This is a genomic window from [Rhizobium] kunmingense, assembly GCF_977018605.1.
This window is the reverse complement of sequence record NZ_CDRNXG010000001.1, coordinates 3,078,884-3,098,540: the sequence shown is the minus strand read 5'-3', so window position 1 is coordinate 3,098,540 and position 19,657 is coordinate 3,078,884. Positions and strand designations below refer to the sequence as shown.

The window sequence follows — 19,657 nt, the reverse complement described above, 5'->3', positions numbered from 1 at the left end:
GGCCTGCCCAAAAGCCGCTTCAGCGCGGTATGCTGATCGGCTGAACGCGGCGGCTATAAAGTTCAAGCCTTCCATCATCCATGACGCGGTAACGCTCGGTGATCCTATCTCCGAACTTGCCGAAGAATTCATGCGTGAAGCGCTGCCCCGGCGGCAGCTGCGAGCGCATCGACGCCCTATCGCCATAGGTGAGACTGCCGCGTATCGGCTCGATGCCGGGGCCGTAATCGAAGCCGCGCAGCTCCGGATCTGGTGTGGCGCTGCAGGCGGCCAGCATGAGCGCCGCGGCGGAGAGAGCGATGATGGTCTTCATGACGTATTTCCTGTTGTCCGAATTGGTTTCGGAAGATGATGCAGTAGCCTTAGCAGCTATGTGGTTCAACAGCGTCCGGAAGAAAGAGGAGGCATGTCGTCTCGCTTCACTTTCAGGCAAGCGTGCCACTTCTGCCGCCTGCGCCCAAAACGAGAAAGCCGCCCCGAGAGGCGGCTTTCTTCAATTCACAAAGCACTTTTCAGCTCAGCCGAAGCGACCGGCGGCGTGGGCGAGCATCGTGTAGACCTTGCCGGTATCCGAGGTCAGGTAGCTCTGGGTGACGGTGCGGTCACGATCGGTGCGGGCAACGTCGGCGAGCAGCTTCTCGAAATCCGAGATGTAGCGGTCGACGGCGGTTCGGAATTCCGGCTCGCGGTCATACTTGCTCTTGATGTCGTCGAAGGTCTGCTGGCCCTTCAGCGTGTAGAGGCGACGCGTAAACACGTCGCGCTCGCCGCGCTGGTAGCGGCGCCACAGCTCGACCGAGGCATCGTGATCGATGGCGCGGGCGATATCCACGGACAGCGAGTTCAGCGATTCCACCATGTGGCGCGGATTGCGGTTGTCGCCATTGATCGAGCGCGGCGCCTGAGCGGCCTCAGCCGGACGGGCTGCGGCGCGGGCCTGCGCCGGTGCGGCACTTTCATCGCGCGAGGCGCCCCTCAGAAGATCGCTGATCCAGCCGCCCTGACCCGCCTGACCGACAGGGGATGCCGGCTGCGCCGGGCGGGCAACAGTCGGCGCCTGCGTGGTGATCGGTGCCGACGGCGCGCGATCGAGCGGTAGGCTGCCACGCAGGCCGCCTGCATAAGCGTCGGTGCGCGGTACAGCGGGAGCCTGAACAGGAGCTGTGATCGGAGCGGCCGCAGGTCTGGTCTGCTGGGCAATCTGCTGCGGACGGACGGGAGCCGGTTGCGGCGCGGCGACGCGGGCAGGGGCAGGTTCTGCCACTTCCAGCTGCTGCGACGAGCGGCCGACGAGCTGCGAGATTTCCTGCAGCGCCTTGATCTGTTCGCTGACGGCGCGACGCATGGCGGCGGCGCTTTCCTTGGCTTCTTCCGGCAGGTCGAAGGCGCCACGCTTCAGTTCGGTGCGGGTGGCATCCAGTTCCTGACGGATATCCTGCGCCGAACGACGGATTTCGTCGGTTGCGCCGGAGAAGCGGCCGACGGCTTCTTCCACCGACTGACGCAGCGTTTCGCGCAGATGCTGGGCGGCCGTATCGGAACGCTGCGAGGCTTCGCCCATCAGGCGTTCGACATCGGACAGCGAGCCGGAAATGTTGCTGCGCATCTGTGCTGCAAGTGCGTTGGCGCGTTTTCCCGCCTCGGAAAGCGTCTCTTCGATCGCACGGTTGGCTTCGCCACCGGCATCGAGCATGGCGGCGCGCATGACCTGGGCGGTCTGCTCGGCGCGCTGCTGGGTTTCGCCGAGACGGCGGCCGATATCGGCGAACGAGGCATGCAGGCCGTCACGCAGCTTGTCGCCGACGCTGGCGGTGCGTTCCTCGGCACGCTCGAAGGCGCCATCGACCAGTGCCGTGAGGTTTTTGAGCGTCGCCTCGATTTCGTCGGAGCGCTTGACCAGACCGACGGACAGGCCGCGAAGCGCCTCCTGGCGCTCGTCGAGCGTGCTGGCGAGGTTGGACTGAGCGGCTGCGAGAAGCTCGGAGGCCTGAGCCAGAACCTTGGAATGGTCGTCGAAACGACCGACGATGCCACCAACCTGGCTGAGCGTCTGGCCGGAAATATTGACCAGGCGATCGATATTGTTTTCCAGAAGACGGGTGGAGCCGGAGACGAGATCCGCCGCCGAACCAGCCGAATGGGCAAAGCGGGCCGCTGTCTCATCGAGTTTCTGGTCGGTCGAGGCGAGCTGGTTTGCGGCCTGTTCGACGAGCGAGGCTATGTTGAGGTTGCTGGAAGACAGGCGCTCGATGATGCCGTCGACATTGCCGATCAGGCTCTGTTCGGCGCCACGCATCATCAGGCTTGCATTCTCGGTGCGCTGCGTAAGGGCGGCAAGCGCATCGTTGGTGCGGGCCGCGATCGCATCGACGAGAGCGGCATTTTCCTCGCGGATGCGGGCGCTGGTTTCCTGCGCCGCTGCGGCCAGACGCTCGGCACCCTGCTGGGCGGCCGATTCCATGCGGGCGGCGGCCATGCGGCCGGTTTCCGTATAGGCGTCGATCATCGGCTTCGCCTTCTCGTCGAGGAGACGCGAAAGTTCTTCCGAACGGCTGGACAGCATCGAGTTGAGGTCACGCGAGCGACCGTCGATAGACGCACGGATGGCCTCGCCACGGGCGGCGAGCGCACGGTCGACGGCATTGAGAGCGACGTCGAGCTCGTTTGCAGTTTCCGACAGGGTCGAGCGGATCGACTGGCCGCGGTTGTCGAGCGCCTTCTCGGCATCACCGAGCGCGGTCGAGATCGCCTCGACCTGCTGTTTGACCAGCTTGTCGGCCTCGGCGACCTTGTTCACGATGGCGCTGCCGGCGTCGGAGAATGCCTGGGCGACGGTCGCGGCCTGGCCGGCGAGGCGGTTCTGCGTTTCCGAAATACGGCCGACGATCTCGGTCGATCGATTTTCGATGGCGCGGGCAAACTCGTCGTTGCGGCTGGTCAGCTCCTGGGTGAACTCCGTGCCGGCGCGCGTCAGCGTTTCGGCCGAGCGGTTGGCTTCGTCGTTCATGCCCTGGCCGGCCGTGGCGACAGCGTCTCGCAGCGAGGAGGCGAAGCCGACTGCCTTGCCTTCGATCGTCTTGGCGACGTTCTCGAGGCCGAGCGACAGGGCGCGGTCCATGGTGCCGAAGCGTTCTTCGATATGGGCGGTGCGCCCGTCCAAAGTTTCACTGATACGCGCGGCGGCGCTGGTGCTGGTCCGTTCCAGCGCGTCGGAGCGTTCGTCGATCGTGCGGGCGATGCGCTCGGCAGCCTCTGCAGAGGCCAGCTCGATACCGATGCTGCTGCTGCTGACGGCATCCGAAATGCGTTCGGCTGCGTCGTTGGAGATACGCTCCAGATCGGCGGTACGGGCGCCGAGCGTGTCGGCGAGGTTCGTGCCGGCATTGTCGACGAGGGTGCTGACATTGCCGATCTCGTTACGGATGCGGTCTTCCAGTCCGCCGAAGGTGACTTCGATACGGTTTCCGGCATCGTCGAGCGCGGAAGATACGCCGCCGACCGTCTGTTCGACGCGCGAAGTGAAGGAGTCTGTGGACTGCGAGATCTCGCGGGCGGCGTCGCTGATCTGGCCGGCAAGTGTGCCGACATTGTCACGCAGGCGACCCTCCAGCATTTCGCCGGCACCATCGATCGTGGCGCGCAGGGATTCCTGCTGGCTTTCAAGCGACATTTCGAGCATGCCGGCGCTGGTAGCAATCGTCGTGCCGATCGAGGTCGCCTGGTCGGCAAGCAGGTCGCCGAGCTGGTTCTGCGCCTCGGCAAGCGTCGAGGAGATCATGCCGGTACGGTCGTCAAGCGTCGTACGCAGGCGGTCGTAGCCCGCGTCGAGCTGTTCCGACATTTCGCGATTGGCCTGGCCAAGGACGTCAGCCATGCGCAGATGCGCCGAGCCGACCGTATCGTCAAGCAGGGCGCCGTTTTCGGACAGCGTCTCGGAGATCTGGCGATGGGCCGTGCCCAGCGTGTCGGCGATACGCTGATGGCCGTCGCCCACGGTGGCGGCGAACTGGTCATGTGCAGAGCCGATCGACGTAGAGAACCGGTCGTGAGCGGTGCCGAGCGATCCTTCGATGCGCTCCACGCCTTCACCCATCGCCGAGGCGAACTGCTGGTTGCCCTCGGTCAAGGCAGTTTCAATGCGGCCGGCAGCGCCGCCGACAGTCTGCTCCAGGCGCTCGCTGCTGTTCTGAAGCAAGTCTGCCAGTTCGGACGTGCGGGTTTCGAGCGAAATATCGAGGTTGAGCTGGTTGTCGGCAAAGGCTTCGCGGATGGCGTCGGCGCGCTTGGTGAAGGCCTGCTCCAGCTGCGCGTCGGCATCCGATACGGTGCTGACGAGCGTGTTGGTGTGCTCGGCAAGCGAGGTCGTCAGGCGATCCTCGTGCAGCGCAAGCGAGGTGGAGATTTCCATCGACTTGTCGTCGAGGATTTCCGACAGGCGGTCGCGATTGGCGGAAAGCGTCGTATCGAGCGTCGTCGTGCGACGGTCCAGCTCTCCCGTGAGGCGATCCTCATGCAGAGCGAGCGACGTGGAGATCTCCATCGACTTGTCTTCGAGGATTTCCGACAAGCGATCACGGCTTGCGGAAAGCGTCGTATCGAGCGTCGTCGTGCGCCGCTCCAGTTCACCCGTAAGGCGATCCTCGTGCAGCGCGAGCGATGTGGAGATTTCCATCGACTTGTCGTCGAGGATCTCCGACAGGCGGTCGCGGTTGGCGGCAAGCGTCGTATCGAGGGCGCTGGCGCGGCGATCCATTTCGCCGGTGAGGCGAATTTCGCTATCGGAGAGCGCGCGGGAAATCTCGTCGCTCTTCTGGTCGAGGATGGAGGCGAGGCGATCCGGGGTCTCGGACATCAGCGACTGCAAGGCACCGGCCTTTTCGTCGACTGCGCCGGCGAAACGCGCATGGCTTTCGGTGACCGAGGTGATGATGGCCGAGGTGCGATCCGAAATGCTGTCTTCGAAACGCTTCTGGCTGTCGGCGAGGCTGGCGGAAATTTCACCGCTGCGCGCCGCCATGACCATGTCGATCTTGTTGTGGGCATCGCCGAAGGCACCGCTGATCTCGCTAGAGCGGGCTGCAAGCGCGTCGGAAAACTCCTTCGAGCGGCTTTCCAGCATGCCGTCGAGTACTTCCTGGCCGGTTCCGAGCGTCGTCGCGATGGCGAACTGCTGGTCGGTCATCGCATTGCCGATGCGCTCGATGCTGGTCGACAGGATGCCCTCGATAGCTTCGGAACCGCCGGCGACGGTCTCATTGATGCGGGCAAGGCTGTCCATCAGCTTGCTGTCGAGGCTGCCGGCGCGCTGGTCGAAGGCCGTGGTGAACTGCGACAGGCCGGTGTCGAACGAAGTGCTGAGCTGGCCGATCGTCGTCTGCATGCGCTCTTCGAAGAAGCCGGAGCGCAGGTCGAGATCCATGACCGCATCGTCGGCGGCCGACTGCAGGCTCTGGCGGAAGGACGCGCTCTTGTCGTCGAGCGAACGGTTGAGGGCGGCGAGGACGCCGTCGAGCGAGCCGGTCATCGTCCGCTCGCTGTTCGACAGGCCCTCGGTGATTTCGCGGGTGCGGGCAAGCAGGGTGTCGTTGAGCTGGCGGGTGCGGTCGGCAAGCGCCGCGTTCAGCTTTTCGGTATTGGCGTCGAGGCTGGAGGCGCGTGTCTCGAATTCGGACAGGATTGCATTGCCGTGCTCCGACATGGTCGAGCCGAGCGATTCCAGGCGGATGTCGAATTCGGTGGCAAGCGCAATGCTGGACGTCGTCAGCGTATCGATCAGCCCTTCTGTCTTGGCGGCGAGCAGGGAGGCGAGCGCTTCACCGGCGGCATCCGACTTTTCGAGCAGGGCTGCGGCGCGGGTGTCGATCATCGACGCGAAAGCCTCGCCGGAGGTGGCAAGGCGGATCGAGATTTCTTCGGTCGCGAGCGCCAGCTCTTCCTTCAGCTGGTCATGTGCGCCGACCATGGACGAACGGATGCGCTCCGCATGGTTGACGATTGCCTCGCGCTCGGCACCCAGCTCATGAACGAGGCCGCGCACGCGCAATTCGTTGTCGGTATAGCTGCGCTCCAGCGCATTGACCTCGGAATGGACAAGTGTCTCGAGTTCGGTGGCGCGGGCGATGGTGCGTTCGATGCCTTCGTTCATCGCCGACACTTCGCGGCGAACGGCCTGGCCGACGCTCATGATGCGTTCGGATGCGATGGTTTCCGGCTCGGACAGGCGCAGCGCGACCTCCGCCATCGAACGGGCGGCGTTGCGCAGGTCCTGCGCGCGGGCCATCATGATGGAGAAGGCAAAGAAAATGAGGATCGGCACGAGAATGCCGACGGCAAGCGCGACGAGGCCCGGCGCGGCAAGGACGCCCGCGACGGACGAGACCTGCCACAGCTGATCGCCATAGATGAGTTGTCCGAGGCCGACGCCGGCGACGGCCCACAGGACCGAGGCGATCGACGCATTGCGGATCGCGCCGCGCATGGAACCGCCATCGAGCGAGCGCAGAAGGGAAGAGGTGTTGCGGCGACCGGAATCGTTGGCTGGCTCGAAGCTGGGCTGGCGCGGGGCCGGATCGGCCGTGCGCTGAGGCTCCGGCGCGCGATCTCGGCGCGGAGTTGCGGCTTGCGGCTGGGCAGGGCGGGGACGTGGCGTATCGGACACTCGGGCCTCCGAGGCAGCGGGTTTCGCGCGTGGCTCTTCTTCGTTGAAATCGATCTTCAGCGCGTCTTCCAGTGCCTGGAAAGCGGTCTGGTCGATCGATTCATTGCCGGTCTTCTTCGCCATGCGGTTACGCCTCGTTACATACTCGCCCGGCACCCTGCTCCACGTGCTGCCGCCTGCAGATCGGATGAGCGGGATACTCCTGCGGATGATTGCGCCCCTGAAGGCTGCAGACACCCACCATGCTCCATTTTGACAACCGTTCTTTCAAATGGATGATAATGAAAGCTTACCGGTCGTCAGGTTTCGGCCGTCGTCCACAGACGAGTGCCGATCAAAGCGTATTGTAGTGGCACATCCGCGGATTTGGCACAAACAAAACGCTTCAGGACGAGACCGCTCGATTACGATTGTTAACAGGATTTAAACCATGCGATCAGGCGAAAGCCCTGCGATCCCGGCACTTTAATGCAAATTAACCATTCGTGACGATTTGCGCCGCGATTGTGCCGAAATTTAACGGGATAGCCATGGCTCCGGCAGACAATCCGGAGTTGAAACCATTTCTAGCCAAGGAAACAAGCTGATGGCAATGGCAGTCCGTGTAGCGTTTGAAGGCCCCGACAACCAGCAGGCCCTTCGTCCGTCCAAGGAACGTCCGATCGATCTCGTCCATCTTGCGCGCCAGACGATGGGCGACAAGGCGCTCGAAGCCGAAATCCTCCAGATGTTCGCACGCCAGGCACGCGGCCTCATGCAGCAGATGGCAAGCGGGGATGCCGACGTCAAAGCGCTCGCGCATCGCCTCCAGGGCGCAGCAAAGGCAATCGGCGCATTCCGCGTTGCGACGGCCGGTGAGCGGGTCGAGGCCGATGCGCAGGACGCCGCGGCACTTGCGCAACTGCATGCCTCAGTCGTCGAGGCCGAGAACTTCATTACCGGCCTCTGCCGCTGACATTTTTCATGCCGACGCCGGTGACAAAGCCGGCGTCGCGCGCGCGATTGACTGGACCGATGCTTTGGTGGCAGAGACGGGGTTTACCCCATTGGCCCTGGAACGGGCCTTTTCCTCCCACGAGCCGGATCTTCCCACCATGACGAAACTGACCATCGTAGCCTTCGACGGAACTCGCTTCGAAATCGACGCCGACAATGGCTCGACAGTGATGGAGAATGCCGTTCGCAACTCGGTGCCTGGCATAGATGCGGAATGCGGCGGCGCCTGTGCCTGTGCCACCTGTCATGTCTATGTCGACGAGGGCTGGACCGAAAAGGTCGGTCCGCCGGCCGCCATGGAGGAAGACATGCTGGACTTCGCCTTCGAGGTTCGCCCGACGTCGCGTCTTTCCTGTCAGATCAAGATGAAGGCCGATTTCGACGGCCTCGTCGTCAACATTCCCGAACGCCAGGCGTAAATCGCTCCGCCCCAAAAAAAGAGCCTCGCGGCACGATTGCCCGCGAGGCAAGGTGGGCGCTTGCCGGCGGGCGAGGGAGGACCACCCGCGGCATGGGAACGCGCCAGGAGAACCAGGTCGAAAACGCAAACGGAAACTTGGGGTGCAGCCGGTTCGCTGCCTCATGCAGCGAAGCTGATCGCCGGTTGCCTGCCTGTCCGGCATCGATTGAATGACAATGCGAACAAGCAGTGTCTAATTTAGTATCGCGCATTCGCCGTGTCCGCCAGCGCGATAAATTACCCGTGATAGACCGGGCTGGACGTCAGCTTTAGGCAAGATTCGCGGCGCGGCGCAGCATCAATCCTGAGCCTGGTCCTGGCCCATGCGATATTTCAACAAGCGCGTCATGCGCGCATCGAAATTGCGGGATTCGACGCGGTCGAAGCGCATCTGCTGGCGATCGTGCTCGGCAAGCACGGTCTGGGTCGTCTCGCTGACCAGTTTTTCCACATCGTCGCAGGTGCGGCGCGAGGGCAGGGCAAGAAGTTCGCGTTCCAGCTGGCGGGCATGGTTGCGGGCGATCTCGGCGTGACGTTCCTCGTGGCGCTTGATGTCGGAGGAAAGCGTGGCCCAGATGAAGCGGAGATCCTTCTGCGCGCGTGCGCCATTGCTCCAGCGCGGCAGGATTATTCTGGTGTCAAGCGTCACCTTGGCGCCGCCGACGGCGCAGCGGCCGTCCCGTTCGATATAGGTGACCTCACCGCCGAACTTGATTTCGGTCGCGCCCGGATGGCGGCTGCCGGTGGTTTTCGTCAACGGGCCACGGCGTTCCAGCTCACGGTCGAGTTCTTCCGCCGTGCGCCCGCCGATGCGGAAATATGAATAGCTCTTGGTGATGAGCGGCTCGGCCAATGCCGGTGCCTCGATCACGCAGAAAAGAAAAGCGGCACCGAAAATACGGTGGACCCTGCGCATCGAAAACATTCTCTAGCCTGATACGTTGATGTTGGATCAAGCTTGGGGCATAGCCAGCTTGAGCGCAACACGAAGGCATGAAATTTTGCGTTACTTTCAGAAAGATGCATCAGTCGTGACATCCTTTCGCAACAGAATCTGGACGCTGGCTCACGACCGCAGCCTGGCGCTTGGCGAGACCGGCCACATCATGGCGATCGTCAATGTGACGCCGGACAGCTTCTCCGATGGCGGCAGGCATGCAGATACGGAAAAGGCGTTCATGCACGCGGCCTCCTGCCTGAAGGAAGGGGCCGTGATTGTCGATATCGGCGGCGAATCGACCCGGCCGGGCGCGGCTTCCGTCAGTCCTGCGCAAGAGCAGGACAGGGTGCTTCCGGTGATCGAAAGGCTTGCCAGCGAAAGCGATGCGCTGATTTCGATCGATACCTACCGGGCCGAGACGGCAAGGCTTGCGATTGCAGCCGGCGCGCACATCGTCAACGACGTCTACGGTCTGCAGCATGACCCTAACATGGCGGATGTCGTGGCTGAAACAGGCGCCGGCGTGTGCATCATGTACACATCGCGCGATCGGGACGACCTGAGGGACGACATCATTGACGACGAGCTGGCTTTCTTCGGTCGCTCGCTGAAGATGGCGGCTGCGGCTGGCGTTGCCGATGACGCAATCGTGCTCGATCCGGGATTCGGTTTCGTGCATGAACGCAAGCAGGATGTGGAGTTGATGCTGCGGTTTGGCGATCTGCACGGGCTTGGTTATCCGTTGCTGGCCGGGACCTCGCGCAAACGGTTCGTCGGCGCGGTCACCGGTCGGGATACTCCTTCGGAGCGGGATTTTGGCACGGCGGCGACGACGGCCATGCTGCGTATGGCCGGCGCGGCGATCTTTCGCGTGCACAATGTCGGCGGCAACCTCGATGCCCTGCGGATGGCGGATGCCGTCCTTGCGGGTGCAAGACCAATCAACGCGGAGGACAAGTCATGATGGCGACCTGTCAGATCACCCTGAAGAACTGCGCCTTCTTTGCCCGCCACGGTGTTTTCGAGGCCGAGGTGGCGCTCGGGCAGCGGTTCTTTGTCGATGTCGTCATGGATGTCGAGGCAGGACATGCGCTGACCTCCGATGCGGTCGAGGACACCGTTCACTACGGCGAGGCATTCGCGATCGTCGAGAAGATCGTTGCCGGCACAAGGCGCAACCTGATCGAGACGCTCGCCCATGACGTGGCCATCGGGCTAGCCGATTGGTCGCCGCGGATACGTCGTGTCGAGGTGGCGATCCGCAAGCCGAGCGCGCCGATCGCCGGCGTACTGGACTATGTGGAGGTGCGCGTTGAACACCGGGTCTGATCATATATGGGAAACGGCCGCCCTTGGCCTCGGCGGCAATATCGGCGATCCGCCGGCCGCGATGGCGCATGCGCTGCGGACAATCGACGAACGCAGGGATTGCCGCGTCTCGCTCGTGTCCCGGCTCTACCTGACCCCGCCATGGGGCAAGACGGATCAGGCGGATTTCTACAATTGCTGCGCGCTGGTCGAGACCGAGCTGGAGCCGGAGGAACTGCTGCATCTCTGCCTCGCTCTGGAAAGCGAAATGAAGCGAGTGCGTGACGAGCGGTGGGGGCCTAGAACGCTCGATATCGATTTGCTCACCTATGGCGAGCGTCACCAGAAGACACGGGAACTGGAACTGCCGCACCCGCGCATGACCGACAGAGCCTTTGTAATGCTGCCGCTTGCCGATCTGGTGCCGCAGCTGATGATCAATGGCCGCAAGACGGAAAGCTGGGCGGGAAGCCTGAATTCGACGGGCATCAGGATCGAGCGGCCGGACGGGCTGTGGTGGCGGCAGGGAATTGCCGCCTCCTGATCATTCCTCGCCGAATTACTCCTTGATCGAACCGACCGCGATTGAATCGAGATCCCGATCGAGCGACAGGCCGATGACCGGGACCATCTGCTCGTCGACCTTCACAGAGATGGTGATGTTCATCTTGTTTTCGCCCCGCAGGCTGGCAACCATCGCACCATTCAGCTTGGCGCGGTTGATGCCCATGACGACCTTGTCGCCATTGACGGAACCGGAGACGATGTCGAGGCCCTTGCCTTCGGCGCCGTCGAGGAACTTGCCGGTGTAGCCTCGGCCGTTTTCGGTGATGACCGCCGACATCGGCTGCTGGAAGACGCCGACGCGGCAGGTGCCGTCGAGTTTCATGCCTGTGTCACCATCCGGCGACGATGTGCCGGTGATGTTGCAGCTGAACTTGGTGCCCTTGTATTTCCCGGCGACGATCTCGCCCGGACCCTTCCAGACACCGGCGACGGACTGGAAGAACTGCTTGTCGCGCGGGGCCGCTTCCGCCTGAGGGGCGAGGGCCGTTCCGGCAGTGGCCAGCGTCAAAGCGGCGAGCCCGCCGAAAAGCGAAAAGAAGCGCGAATACATGGACATTTTCCCCTTGGTCCCTTGGGATTTTTCCGTGGGAGACGACAATCGTTAGTGGGGCAAATCTAAATCGGAATGATTAATGGTTGGTGTATTTTAGCCTTTTCGCAGCCGTGGCGAGACGGCTATTCCTTGTCATCCGTACGGCCGGCGGTGGTAATATCCGAGAGGAAATCGCCGATACCGGGACGCGGAAGTGCGCGAAACGGCAAAGGCCGGCACAGGTCCATCGCGGCAATGCCGATTCGTGCAGTCAGCAGGCCGTTGATCACGCCTTCTCCCAGCCTGCGCGACAATCGCGAGGCGACGCCGTGGCCAAGAACCTGTTGTGCCAGGCCATCGCCGACCGCGATCGAACCGGTCACCGCAAGGTGAGCGATGACATCACGGATCAGCCGTAGAAGGCCAAGCTTGCCCGGCCGCGCCCCATAAAGCTCGGCCATGGCGCGGACAAGACGCGTCACCTCAAACAGCACATAGGCAAGATCGACCACCGCCCGCGGGCTGATCGCGGTGACGACGGCAACCCGTTTCGAAGCATTGAGGATAAGCCCGCGGGCCTTGCGGTCGAGTGGGGTCAGCAATTCGCGCTCGGCGAGATCGATGAGGTGAGGGCCGTCGATGATTTCATCGCGCGTCGCTTCGAGTGCCTTGCGCCCTCTGGCCGTCTCTGCCCGGTGACTGAGAAGGGAGGCGAGCTTGTCGACCACCTTGCGGGCCGGATCCGCCTGGACCGAGGCCGCAGCCGTTTCCGCCTCCGTCTTGAGGCTCTGAACTGCTGCGAGCTTGGCGATCCCCAAAATCTCGCGGCCGATGACGACCGCCAGGCCTATGGCCGCGATCCCCAGCGCGGTCAGCGCCGCATAGCCCAGCCAGTCGGCGCGGGCGAAGAGATTGCGAATGACCTCGTCTGCCCAGAGGCCAAAGGCGAGCGACAGGAATGTGCCGAGCGCCGCGGCAGCGAGACCGGCGAAAGAGAAGCTTCGGCGCCGGCGGGGTGTCGCGACCGGCAGGGGAGTTGCATCCAGTTCTTCGGCGGCATCGAACGGGTCGACCTCGTCGGCGATGACGGCCGCCGGCTGGTCGAAGCTCCTCGGGCTGCGCGGCGCCGCGATGGGCGGCCCTTTCGGGTTGGTGTCGTCGTCTATGGCGAAGGAAGACGGACGGCGGCTTTTCGATCCGCTGGTGATGGTCGGTCTCATGCGAGGCGGTCTCCAAGCAGGAACTGCAGGGCGCGGTCGAGCCGGATATGCGGGACGGCGAGGCGTGTCTCGCGCGGACTGCTTTCCAATGTCGGCGGCCGGAAGCGGACGAAATTGATGTCAGGAAGTTCAGGCGTATCCGTATCGAGCGTGCGGAACATGTGGGCAGCGTCCTCGGGCAGGTCGCCCGGAAAAATAGCCGTCGTCTTGATCCCGTCGAAACGCTCGCCGTTGATCGTCTCACCCTCCATCGGGGTGCCGACGATGACGGGCAGCATGTGGCCGTCCTCCTTCACCCGTGCTTCCCGTGTCGCGCGGACGGAGGCGATCGCCATCACCTCGAAACCGGCGCCGGAGAGCCCGATGCGCTGGATGGCGCGGTCGACCAGCCGGCCGGTCAGGCGTTCGAGCCGGTCATGGCTCTCGTGATGCAGGTGGTCGGCCTTGGTTGCTACGATCAGGACCTTGTCGATCCGGCGGCCGACAAGCGCGGAGAATAGGCTGTTGTGACCGGGCCGGAAGCATCCGAGGACGTCGCCGAGCGCCCGTTCGAGATCCTGCAAGGCCTCGGGCCCGCGATTGATCGCCTGCAGCGCGTCGACCAGCACGATCTGGCGATCAAGCCGGGCGAAGTGGTGGCGGAAGAAGGGTTTGACGACAACGCTCTTGTAGGCCTCGAAGCGCCGCTCCATCATCGCCCGCAGCGAGCCCTTCGGCGCCGGCGGCGTCTCGGGCAGGTCCGGCAGCGGCGCGAAGGTGAGTGCCGGCGATCCTTCTAGGTCGCCGGGCATGAGGAAACGTCCGGGCGGCAGGGTCGAAAGCGACCGCTCATCCGATTTGCAGGCCTTCAGATAGGCCGAGAAGGTCTCGAACAGTCTGCGTGCCGTCATTTCGTCGGCGGGAGCGTCCATGTCTAGGCCGGAGCAAAGTTCGATCCAGTCCGTCGCCAGTTCGCGGCGGATGCCGGTCGCGGCAAGCTCTGCCGTGGCGCGGCTGAACTGGCGATAGTCCTGCGTCAGCAGCGGCAGGTCGAGAAGCCATTCGCCGGGATAATCGACGATATCGAGGGAAAGCTTGCCGGGCGAAAACAGGCGGTTCCAGCCACTGGCACTCTGGTATTCGATCGTCAGCCGCAGTTCCGACACGGCGCGGGTGGAATCCGGCCAGATCCGGTCACGGACCAGCGCCTGGATGTGATCCTCGTATTGAAAGCGGGGTACGGCATCGTCGGGCTGCTCCTCCAGCCTGATCGACGATATCCGCCCGGAACGCTGCGCCTCGAACAGCGACAGGCGGCCGCCATTGAGCAGGTTGTGAACGATCGAGGATATCAGCACGGTCTTGCCGGCGCGCGACAGGCCGGTGACCCCGAGGCGGATGGTCGGATGAACCAGGCCTGCGGCGCGGTCGGCGAGATTGTCGAATGCGATGAGAGCGTCGTCGGTAAAACTGGTCAGCGAGGGCGCCAAGGTCTGATCCCAATTGATGTTTCACCCTATATAGGCGCTCGCGGCGGCCCCGCAATGATCGATCAGCAGGCGCATTCAGGTCAGGGCTTGAGCAGGTCCGTCAGCCGCCAGCCGTCGTTGCCCGAATGGTCGAGAACCGCCATGGCGGCCGTCGGATAGCCGCCCGGCATGGCGGCCCGGCGCTGATCCAGCCCGACAAGGCCTTCGAGAAGGTGATCGATGACCGGGTTGTGGCCGATCAGCATGACGGCACGGGCAGGGCGCTGACCAGCGATCAGCATCGCATAGGTTTCAAGCGTGCCGCTGTAGATCTCGTCGATGAACTGCACATCGAGCGTTTCCCGAATGGTGCGGCGGACGATCTCCGCAGTCTGGCGACAGCGTTTCGCCGTGGATGAGATGATACAGTCGGGAATGTAGCGCAGATCCGCCGCCCGATCTGCGACAAGCTCCGCCTGAGCGTAACCGGTATCGTCGAGAACACGATCGAAATCGCGGCCGCCGGGCGCAGCGGGCGCCGCCTGCGCATGGCGCATCAAATAAATACGGTATGGTTCAGGCTCGATCATCTTTGTACCGCCAAGTGAAACGCCGAGTAAAAAACCTAGCGCTGCCGCCCTCGACCGGTCAACCGGATTGGAAAGCCTGAAGTTGAGGTGTTTTTGGCCTGCCTACTCAGGCGATTACGGGAAAAGCATAAAAATTAATCACTTAGCCGATTTTTGTGACATTTTTAAAACTGCTGCAAATGTGGGCGTAAGGCTTGAACGAGGACTGGTTAATGGAGTATAGGGGCGCCAGAGATGTTCTTCAGGAGAATCGCGTTGAGTGAGAAGATCGATCTTAGTAACTATGTGCTCTCGGAAAACGACGAGTTCATGAATGCAAATCAGAAGGCTTACTTCAGGGCCAAGCTGATTGCATGGAAAAATGATATCCTCAGGGAAGCGCGTGAAACGCTCGGCCACCTTGCTGAGGAAAGTGCAAACCACCCGGACCTCGCCGACCGCGCTTCTTCGGAAACCGACAGGGCGATTGAACTGCGAGCTCGGGATCGTCAACGAAAACTGATTTCCAAGATCGACGCCGCCATGCAGCGTATCGATGATGGAACCTATGGCTATTGCGAGGAAACCGGGGAACCGATCGGCCTGAAACGGCTCGATGCACGCCCGATCGCAACGCTGTCGATCGAGGCGCAGGAGCGCCACGAGCGGCGGGAAAAGGTTTATCGCGACGAATAATCTTCGCGATAAGCAACAAATTTAAAAAGGCACGTCGCGAGACGTGCCTTTTTCTTTTGCAGCTATCGGATATCAGCCGCACGCCTTACTTGTCGCGGCTGGCCGACATTTCTCCGAAGATGCGAGCCACTTCGTTCTGCAGCGCAGGGTCTTCCTTTGAGATTCCGCCTCGAACAGGAACCGCCGGACCAAGTGTGATGGCGCTTGCCGGAACAGGCGAGGAAGGGGCGACCGTGCCACCGGAGCGGGCCGGGATGGCCGCTTCGCGCGCAGCCATGTTGGTGGCCATTTCCTCTTCGAGGATGCGCTCGAACTCGCTGCCGAGCGCGGTCGGCCTATCGATCAGGGGAGCGGGTGACTGCGGAGGCGCGACGGCGGAAGGCGCCATCGTCGGCGGCTGGATCGTCGCCTGCTGGATCGTTGTCGGCGGACTGCTGACTGCTGGACCATGATCGGCGAATACCCGGTCACGGGCGCTGTCGAGCAGGACCGCAGCATCGTCGAGTTCCGGTCGGAATGCAGCGGCGGACACGGCCGATGCCGTCGCGGCGATCGGCGGATCAAGCCGTGCGGACGCGGTGTTGGCGACCGGCGCGGCGGCCGCGGTTGGCTGGGGCCTGAAGACCGGAGCCGCAGCGGGAATGGGCGAGGCTGCCGGCGAGCGAAGTTCTCGCAGCGGCATTTCCCTTTCAGGTTCGCGTGCTGCAAGAGATGCTGGCGACGGCGTGGGCGCTGCCGCGGGTGATGCGGGCGCCGGCTGCGGACGCGGCGCGGGAGTGGCTGGAGGCGCAGCCGACTTCGGGGCGGATACCGTTGCGGCCGGGACTGCTGCCGGCGAAGGCACGGCAGCGGGAGTTGCGACAGGCCCATGCTCAGGGGCGGAGGCGTCGTCGCGCCGCTCGCTCGTCAGGATACGGCTCTCCACAACGATATCGGTCGGTCCGCCGATCATCAGCAGGTGTTCCACATCGTCACGGCGCACGAGGACGAGGCGGCGGCGGGTATCGACCGCAGCGGCATCGAGCACCTGCAGGCGCGGATTGCGGTTGCGACCGCCGCGCACGAAGGGCGAGGGGCCTGCGCGACCACGCACTATCCACAGAATTCCCACCAGGCAGAGGAGCGCCAGGCCGACACCGACGACCGCCACCACGATTTTGGGGCCATATTCGCCCATCAAATCCGGGACCATGTTTTGTAACTCCTCATGCGAAATATGCTTTTGAACAGACGATTTTTTATCCGGCGAAGCAAGACCATTGAACTGTCGTCACCGGCTAAATCTATCGCCAGGCGAAGTGAGATAGGGCGTCTTGCCGGCCTGTCCCGTCTTTTGTGGTGTTGCGGAGCTTTTTGCTTCATCTTCAAATTGCTAAGTAGAGAATCGCGGGCGGCGCATGCGCGTATTCGCTCCCTACGGCACACCCGCCGCGGAACGTGAGGTACTGATGACGAGTTCGCCGAAGGCCGGCAACGACGAAGCCCCCCTGGTCAATCAGGGCGCGCGGAGCGGCACGGTCGTAAGGATCATTCTTCTGGCACTGGTGCTGATCGGCGTGGCGGTGGCTTTCGTCGTGTTCCAGCAGGCGCTGGACAATGAACTCGTGCTTGGCCTTCTCGGCATTCTTGCCATGGTCGGCATATTCTTCATCGTTTCGTCACTGATCGGCCTGATTGAGGTCATGCCGCAATCGCGCTCGGACGAACTGGCCCGCAGTTTTCTTGCCGGTCATCCCGACGGCATCGTCGTCACGGACGCCAAGGGTCGCGTCATCTATGCCAATGCCGCCTATGGCCGGATGACCGGGGCGACGAGCGCGCATAACGTCCAGTCGCTTGAAGCACTGCTTTCCAAGACGCGGGAATCGACCGAGGCGCTCTACCGCCTGACATCAGCACTACGGGACGGGCGCGAGGGGCATGAGGAATTCCGGCTGCTGCAGCCGCTTGGCCGCTCGACCGGCAATGGCGCGGACGCCCATTGGTACCGGCTGAAGGCCCGCATCATGGGTGCGACCGGCCCCAAGGCGCTGGATATCTGGGAAATAACCGACATCACGTCCGAACGCGACGACCAGGAGCGTTTCTTCCGCGAATTGCAGAATGCCATCGATTATCTCGATCACGCGCCGGTCGGTTTCTTCTCCGCCGGCCGTAAGGGCGAGATCTTCTATCTGAATGCGACGCTTGCCGAATGGCTGGGACTTGATCTCACCAAATTCACGCCGCAATCGATGACGATTTCCGATCTTGTCGCCGGCGAGGGCATGGCGCTGATCCAGTCGGTGCAAGCCGCCCCGGGCAACAAGCGCACCGAGACGCTCGATCTAGATCTGCGCCGCGCCAACGGCCAGAGCCTGCCGGCACGGCTGGTGCACAGCGCCAGCGCCATGCGTGACGGCGCCCCCGGCGACAGCCGCACGGTGGTGCTGATGCGCGCCGCAAAGGGCGGCGAGGGCGACCAGTCGGCCTCGGCCATGCGCTTTACCCGTTTCTTCAACAATACGCCGATGGCGATCGCCTCGGTCGACGGCAATGGCCGCATCCTGCGCATCAATGCGCCCTTCCTGCGCCTGTTCGCCGGCATCGTCTCGCGCGACGATGTCGATACCGGTGCCGCAGAGCTGGAACGGATCGTTCACGACAGCGCCCGCAGCCTGCTGATGGAAGCGCTTGCCGCCGCCAAGGATCGCCAGGGGGACATCACCCCGATCGAGAGCCGCTATCCTGGCGACGAAAACCGCTATGTCCGCTTCTATGTGCATGCGGTGATCGACGAGAGCGACGAGGCGCCGGAAGAGGCGGCGATCGTCTATGCGGTCGAGACGACCGAGCAGAAGGCGCTGGAAACCCAGATGGCGCAGACCCAGAAGCTGAATGCCGTGGGCACGCTGGCCGGCGGTATCGCACACGACTTCAACAACGTGCTGACCGCCATCCTGTTGTCCTCCGACCATCTTCTGTTGCAGGCACGCCCATCGGATGCGAGCTTCGCCGATCTGATGGAGATCAAGCGCAATGCCAACCGCGCCGCGGTTCTGGTGCGCCAGCTGCTTGCCTTCTCGCGCAAGCAGACGATGCGGCCGGCGGTGCTGAACCTCACCGACGTGGTTGGCGACCTTCGCATGCTGGTCGACCGGCTGATCTCCGGCACCAATGTCAAGCTGGAGGTCGATTACGGCCGTGACCTGTGGCCAGTGCGCACCGATCTTTCGCAGTTCGAACAGGTGCTGATCAACCTCTGCGTCAACGCCCGCGATGCCATGCCGGGCGGCGGCACGATCCTGATCAAGACGCGCAATGTGACGGCCGACGACGTCGGCTCGTTCCATCAGGCCGATCTGCCGAGCGAAGACCTTGTGATGATCGAGGTCTCCGACAACGGAACCGGTATTCCGCCGGAAATCATGGACAAGATCTTCGAGCCCTTCTTCACCACCAAGGAAGTGGGCAAGGGAACCGGCCTCGGCCTGTCGATGGTCTACGGTATCGTCAAGCAGTCCGGCGGCTACCTCTATCCCGAATCTGACCTCGGCAAGGGCACCAGCTTCCGCATCTTCCTGCCACGTCACGTGCCGGAAGTCGTGCCGGTCAGCGCAACGCCCGCGCTGGCGGATGCCGCAGTTGCGGCCCAGAAGGTCCAGGCGCTTGCGGCAACAGCGTCTGCCGAACCCGTCGATCTCACCGGAAAATCGGCCGTAGTCCTGCTCGTCGAGGACGAGGAGGCGGTGCGTCGCGGCGGCAAGCGGATGCTTGAGACGCGCGGCTATACGGTGCATGAGGCCGGCTCCGGCACGGAAGCGCTCGACATCATGGACGAGTTGGACGGCAAGGTGGATATCGTCGTCTCCGACGTCGTCATGCCTGAAATGGACGGCCCGACACTGTTGACGGAATTGCGCAAAACCTATCCGGACCTGAAATTCATCTTCGTCTCCGGCTATGCGGAGGATGCCTTTGCCCGCAATCTGCCGGCCGACGCCAAGTTCGGCTTCCTGCCCAAGCCGTTTTCGCTAAAGCAGCTTGCGGTTGCCGTCCGGGAAATGCTCGATTCGGAATAGCGCGTCATTTGCCGCGACACATCTCGCGCAGGCATCTGCGAGGCGGCCAAGAGGCTGATTTGAAACGCTGTTTCCACAGCTCCTTGCCGCCGTGAACAAGAGTGGAACGAAGGCGAAATAACGGTTTCGCTGCAAGGGCTTGAATGGCTCTTGCAAAACAGGAACAAAATGAGTACAAAACTCCCATCGGCTGCTTCATTGC

At 63.0% G+C, this 19,657-nt stretch carries 15 protein-coding genes; 7 read left to right on the top strand and 8 right to left on the bottom strand.

All coding sequences use genetic code 11. The features are described 5' to 3' along the window. Positions 1–19 precede the first annotated feature (19 nt). Both AC0JZ4_RS14960 and AC0JZ4_RS14955 read right to left on the bottom strand, forming a co-directional pair. Complete coding sequence (locus AC0JZ4_RS14960) at positions 20–313, bottom strand: hypothetical protein (protein ID WP_471887148.1); 294 nt, start codon at positions 311–313, stop codon at positions 20–22. A 204-nt stretch (positions 314–517) separates the two neighbouring features. Beyond that, entirely contained in the window at positions 518–6,781 is a 6,264-nt protein-coding gene (locus AC0JZ4_RS14955; RefSeq protein ID WP_471887147.1) for an apolipoprotein A-IV repeat region-like domain-containing protein, read from the bottom strand. Positions 6,782–7,244: 463 nt separating this feature from the next. Between AC0JZ4_RS14955 and AC0JZ4_RS14950 the strand changes: the two genes are divergently transcribed. Both AC0JZ4_RS14950 and AC0JZ4_RS14945 read left to right on the top strand, forming a co-directional pair. Then, on the top strand, positions 7,245–7,613 hold the full coding sequence (locus AC0JZ4_RS14950; RefSeq protein ID WP_471887146.1) for an Hpt domain-containing protein: 369 nt from the start codon (positions 7,245–7,247) through the stop codon (positions 7,611–7,613). 139 nt (positions 7,614–7,752) lie between these two features. Next, positions 7,753–8,073 (top strand): 2Fe-2S iron-sulfur cluster-binding protein, encoded by a 321-nt coding sequence (locus tag AC0JZ4_RS14945; protein WP_471887145.1) that lies wholly within the window; start codon positions 7,753–7,755, stop codon positions 8,071–8,073. A 339-nt stretch (positions 8,074–8,412) separates the two neighbouring features. Here the strand turns inward: AC0JZ4_RS14945 and AC0JZ4_RS14940 are convergent, their stop codons facing one another. Further along, entirely contained in the window at positions 8,413–9,030 is a 618-nt protein-coding gene (locus tag AC0JZ4_RS14940; protein WP_471887144.1) for a DUF922 domain-containing Zn-dependent protease, read from the bottom strand. A 115-nt stretch (positions 9,031–9,145) separates the two neighbouring features. On the opposite strand from AC0JZ4_RS14940, the gene folP reads away from it, so the two are divergent. From folP to folK, 3 genes are read left to right on the top strand one after another with little or no spacing between them, the layout of a single operon-like run. After that, positions 9,146–10,018: a dihydropteroate synthase gene (gene folP / locus AC0JZ4_RS14935; RefSeq protein WP_471887143.1), complete on the top strand. Its 873-nt coding sequence runs from the start codon at positions 9,146–9,148 to the stop codon at positions 10,016–10,018. Beyond that, positions 10,018–10,383: a dihydroneopterin aldolase gene (gene folB / locus AC0JZ4_RS14930; RefSeq protein ID WP_471887897.1), complete on the top strand. Its 366-nt coding sequence runs from the start codon at positions 10,018–10,020 to the stop codon at positions 10,381–10,383. The genes folP and folB overlap by 1 nt, the downstream gene beginning before the upstream one ends. Beyond that, the gene (gene folK / locus AC0JZ4_RS14925; protein ID WP_471887142.1) at positions 10,352–10,906 is read left to right on the top strand and encodes a 2-amino-4-hydroxy-6-hydroxymethyldihydropteridine diphosphokinase; all 555 of its coding nucleotides are present in this window, start codon (positions 10,352–10,354) and stop codon (positions 10,904–10,906) included. Before folB ends, folK begins: the two co-directional genes overlap by 32 nt. A 15-nt stretch (positions 10,907–10,921) precedes the next feature. Here folK and AC0JZ4_RS14920 read toward each other — a convergent pair whose 3' ends face one another. From AC0JZ4_RS14920 to AC0JZ4_RS14905, 4 genes are all read right to left on the bottom strand, one after another. Then, entirely contained in the window at positions 10,922–11,479 is a 558-nt protein-coding gene (locus AC0JZ4_RS14920; protein ID WP_471887141.1) for a hypothetical protein, read from the bottom strand. Between the two features lie 125 nt (positions 11,480–11,604). After that, positions 11,605–12,681: a YcjF family protein gene (locus tag AC0JZ4_RS14915; protein WP_471887140.1), complete on the bottom strand. Its 1,077-nt coding sequence runs from the start codon at positions 12,679–12,681 to the stop codon at positions 11,605–11,607. Further along, positions 12,678–14,150: a YcjX family GTP-binding protein gene (locus AC0JZ4_RS14910; RefSeq protein WP_471887139.1), complete on the bottom strand. Its 1,473-nt coding sequence runs from the start codon at positions 14,148–14,150 to the stop codon at positions 12,678–12,680. The genes AC0JZ4_RS14915 and AC0JZ4_RS14910 overlap by 4 nt, the downstream gene beginning before the upstream one ends. A gap of 80 nt (positions 14,151–14,230) precedes the next feature. Then, positions 14,231–14,719, bottom strand: coding sequence for a SixA phosphatase family protein (locus tag AC0JZ4_RS14905; RefSeq protein ID WP_471887138.1), 489 nt, complete (start codon positions 14,717–14,719; stop codon positions 14,231–14,233). A gap of 255 nt (positions 14,720–14,974) precedes the next feature. Between AC0JZ4_RS14905 and dksA the strand changes: the two genes are divergently transcribed. Then, complete coding sequence (gene dksA / locus AC0JZ4_RS14900) at positions 14,975–15,394, top strand: RNA polymerase-binding protein DksA (protein ID WP_112508098.1); 420 nt, start codon at positions 14,975–14,977, stop codon at positions 15,392–15,394. A gap of 85 nt (positions 15,395–15,479) precedes the next feature. Here the strand turns inward: dksA and AC0JZ4_RS14895 are convergent, their stop codons facing one another. Further along, positions 15,480–16,586 carry a flagellar biosynthetic protein FliO gene (locus AC0JZ4_RS14895; RefSeq protein ID WP_471887137.1) on the bottom strand — a complete coding sequence of 369 codons (1,107 nt, stop codon included), beginning with the start codon at positions 16,584–16,586 and terminating at the stop codon, positions 15,480–15,482. 256 nt (positions 16,587–16,842) lie between these two features. Between AC0JZ4_RS14895 and cckA the strand changes: the two genes are divergently transcribed. Beyond that, on the top strand, positions 16,843–19,455 hold the full coding sequence (gene cckA / locus AC0JZ4_RS14890; RefSeq protein WP_471887896.1) for a cell cycle histidine kinase CckA: 2,613 nt from the start codon (positions 16,843–16,845) through the stop codon (positions 19,453–19,455). Positions 19,456–19,657 lie beyond the last annotated feature (202 nt).

What these genes read in the sequence shown, in the direction of transcription:
- cckA (WP_471887896.1), top strand. Translation starts at nt 16,843, where the DNA reads ATGACGAGTTCGCCGAAGGCCGGCAACGACGAAGCCCCCCTGGTCAAT.
- AC0JZ4_RS14940 (WP_471887144.1), bottom strand. Translation starts at nt 9,030, where the DNA reads ATGCGCAGGGTCCACCGTATTTTCGGTGCCGCTTTTCTTTTCTGCGTG.
- AC0JZ4_RS14895 (WP_471887137.1), bottom strand. Translation starts at nt 16,586, where the DNA reads ATGGTCCCGGATTTGATGGGCGAATATGGCCCCAAAATCGTGGTGGCG.
- AC0JZ4_RS14945 (WP_471887145.1), top strand. Translation starts at nt 7,753, where the DNA reads ATGACGAAACTGACCATCGTAGCCTTCGACGGAACTCGCTTCGAAATC.
- AC0JZ4_RS14920 (WP_471887141.1), bottom strand. Translation starts at nt 11,479, where the DNA reads ATGTATTCGCGCTTCTTTTCGCTTTTCGGCGGGCTCGCCGCTTTGACG.
- AC0JZ4_RS14905 (WP_471887138.1), bottom strand. Translation starts at nt 14,719, where the DNA reads ATGATCGAGCCTGAACCATACCGTATTTATTTGATGCGCCATGCGCAG.
- folB (WP_471887897.1), top strand. Translation starts at nt 10,018, where the DNA reads ATGGCGACCTGTCAGATCACCCTGAAGAACTGCGCCTTCTTTGCCCGC.
- AC0JZ4_RS14955 (WP_471887147.1), bottom strand. Translation starts at nt 6,781, where the DNA reads ATGGCGAAGAAGACCGGCAATGAATCGATCGACCAGACCGCTTTCCAG.
- AC0JZ4_RS14915 (WP_471887140.1), bottom strand. Translation starts at nt 12,681, where the DNA reads ATGAGACCGACCATCACCAGCGGATCGAAAAGCCGCCGTCCGTCTTCC.
- folK (WP_471887142.1), top strand. Translation starts at nt 10,352, where the DNA reads ATGTGGAGGTGCGCGTTGAACACCGGGTCTGATCATATATGGGAAACG.
- AC0JZ4_RS14960 (WP_471887148.1), bottom strand. Translation starts at nt 313, where the DNA reads ATGAAGACCATCATCGCTCTCTCCGCCGCGGCGCTCATGCTGGCCGCC.
- AC0JZ4_RS14950 (WP_471887146.1), top strand. Translation starts at nt 7,245, where the DNA reads ATGGCAATGGCAGTCCGTGTAGCGTTTGAAGGCCCCGACAACCAGCAG.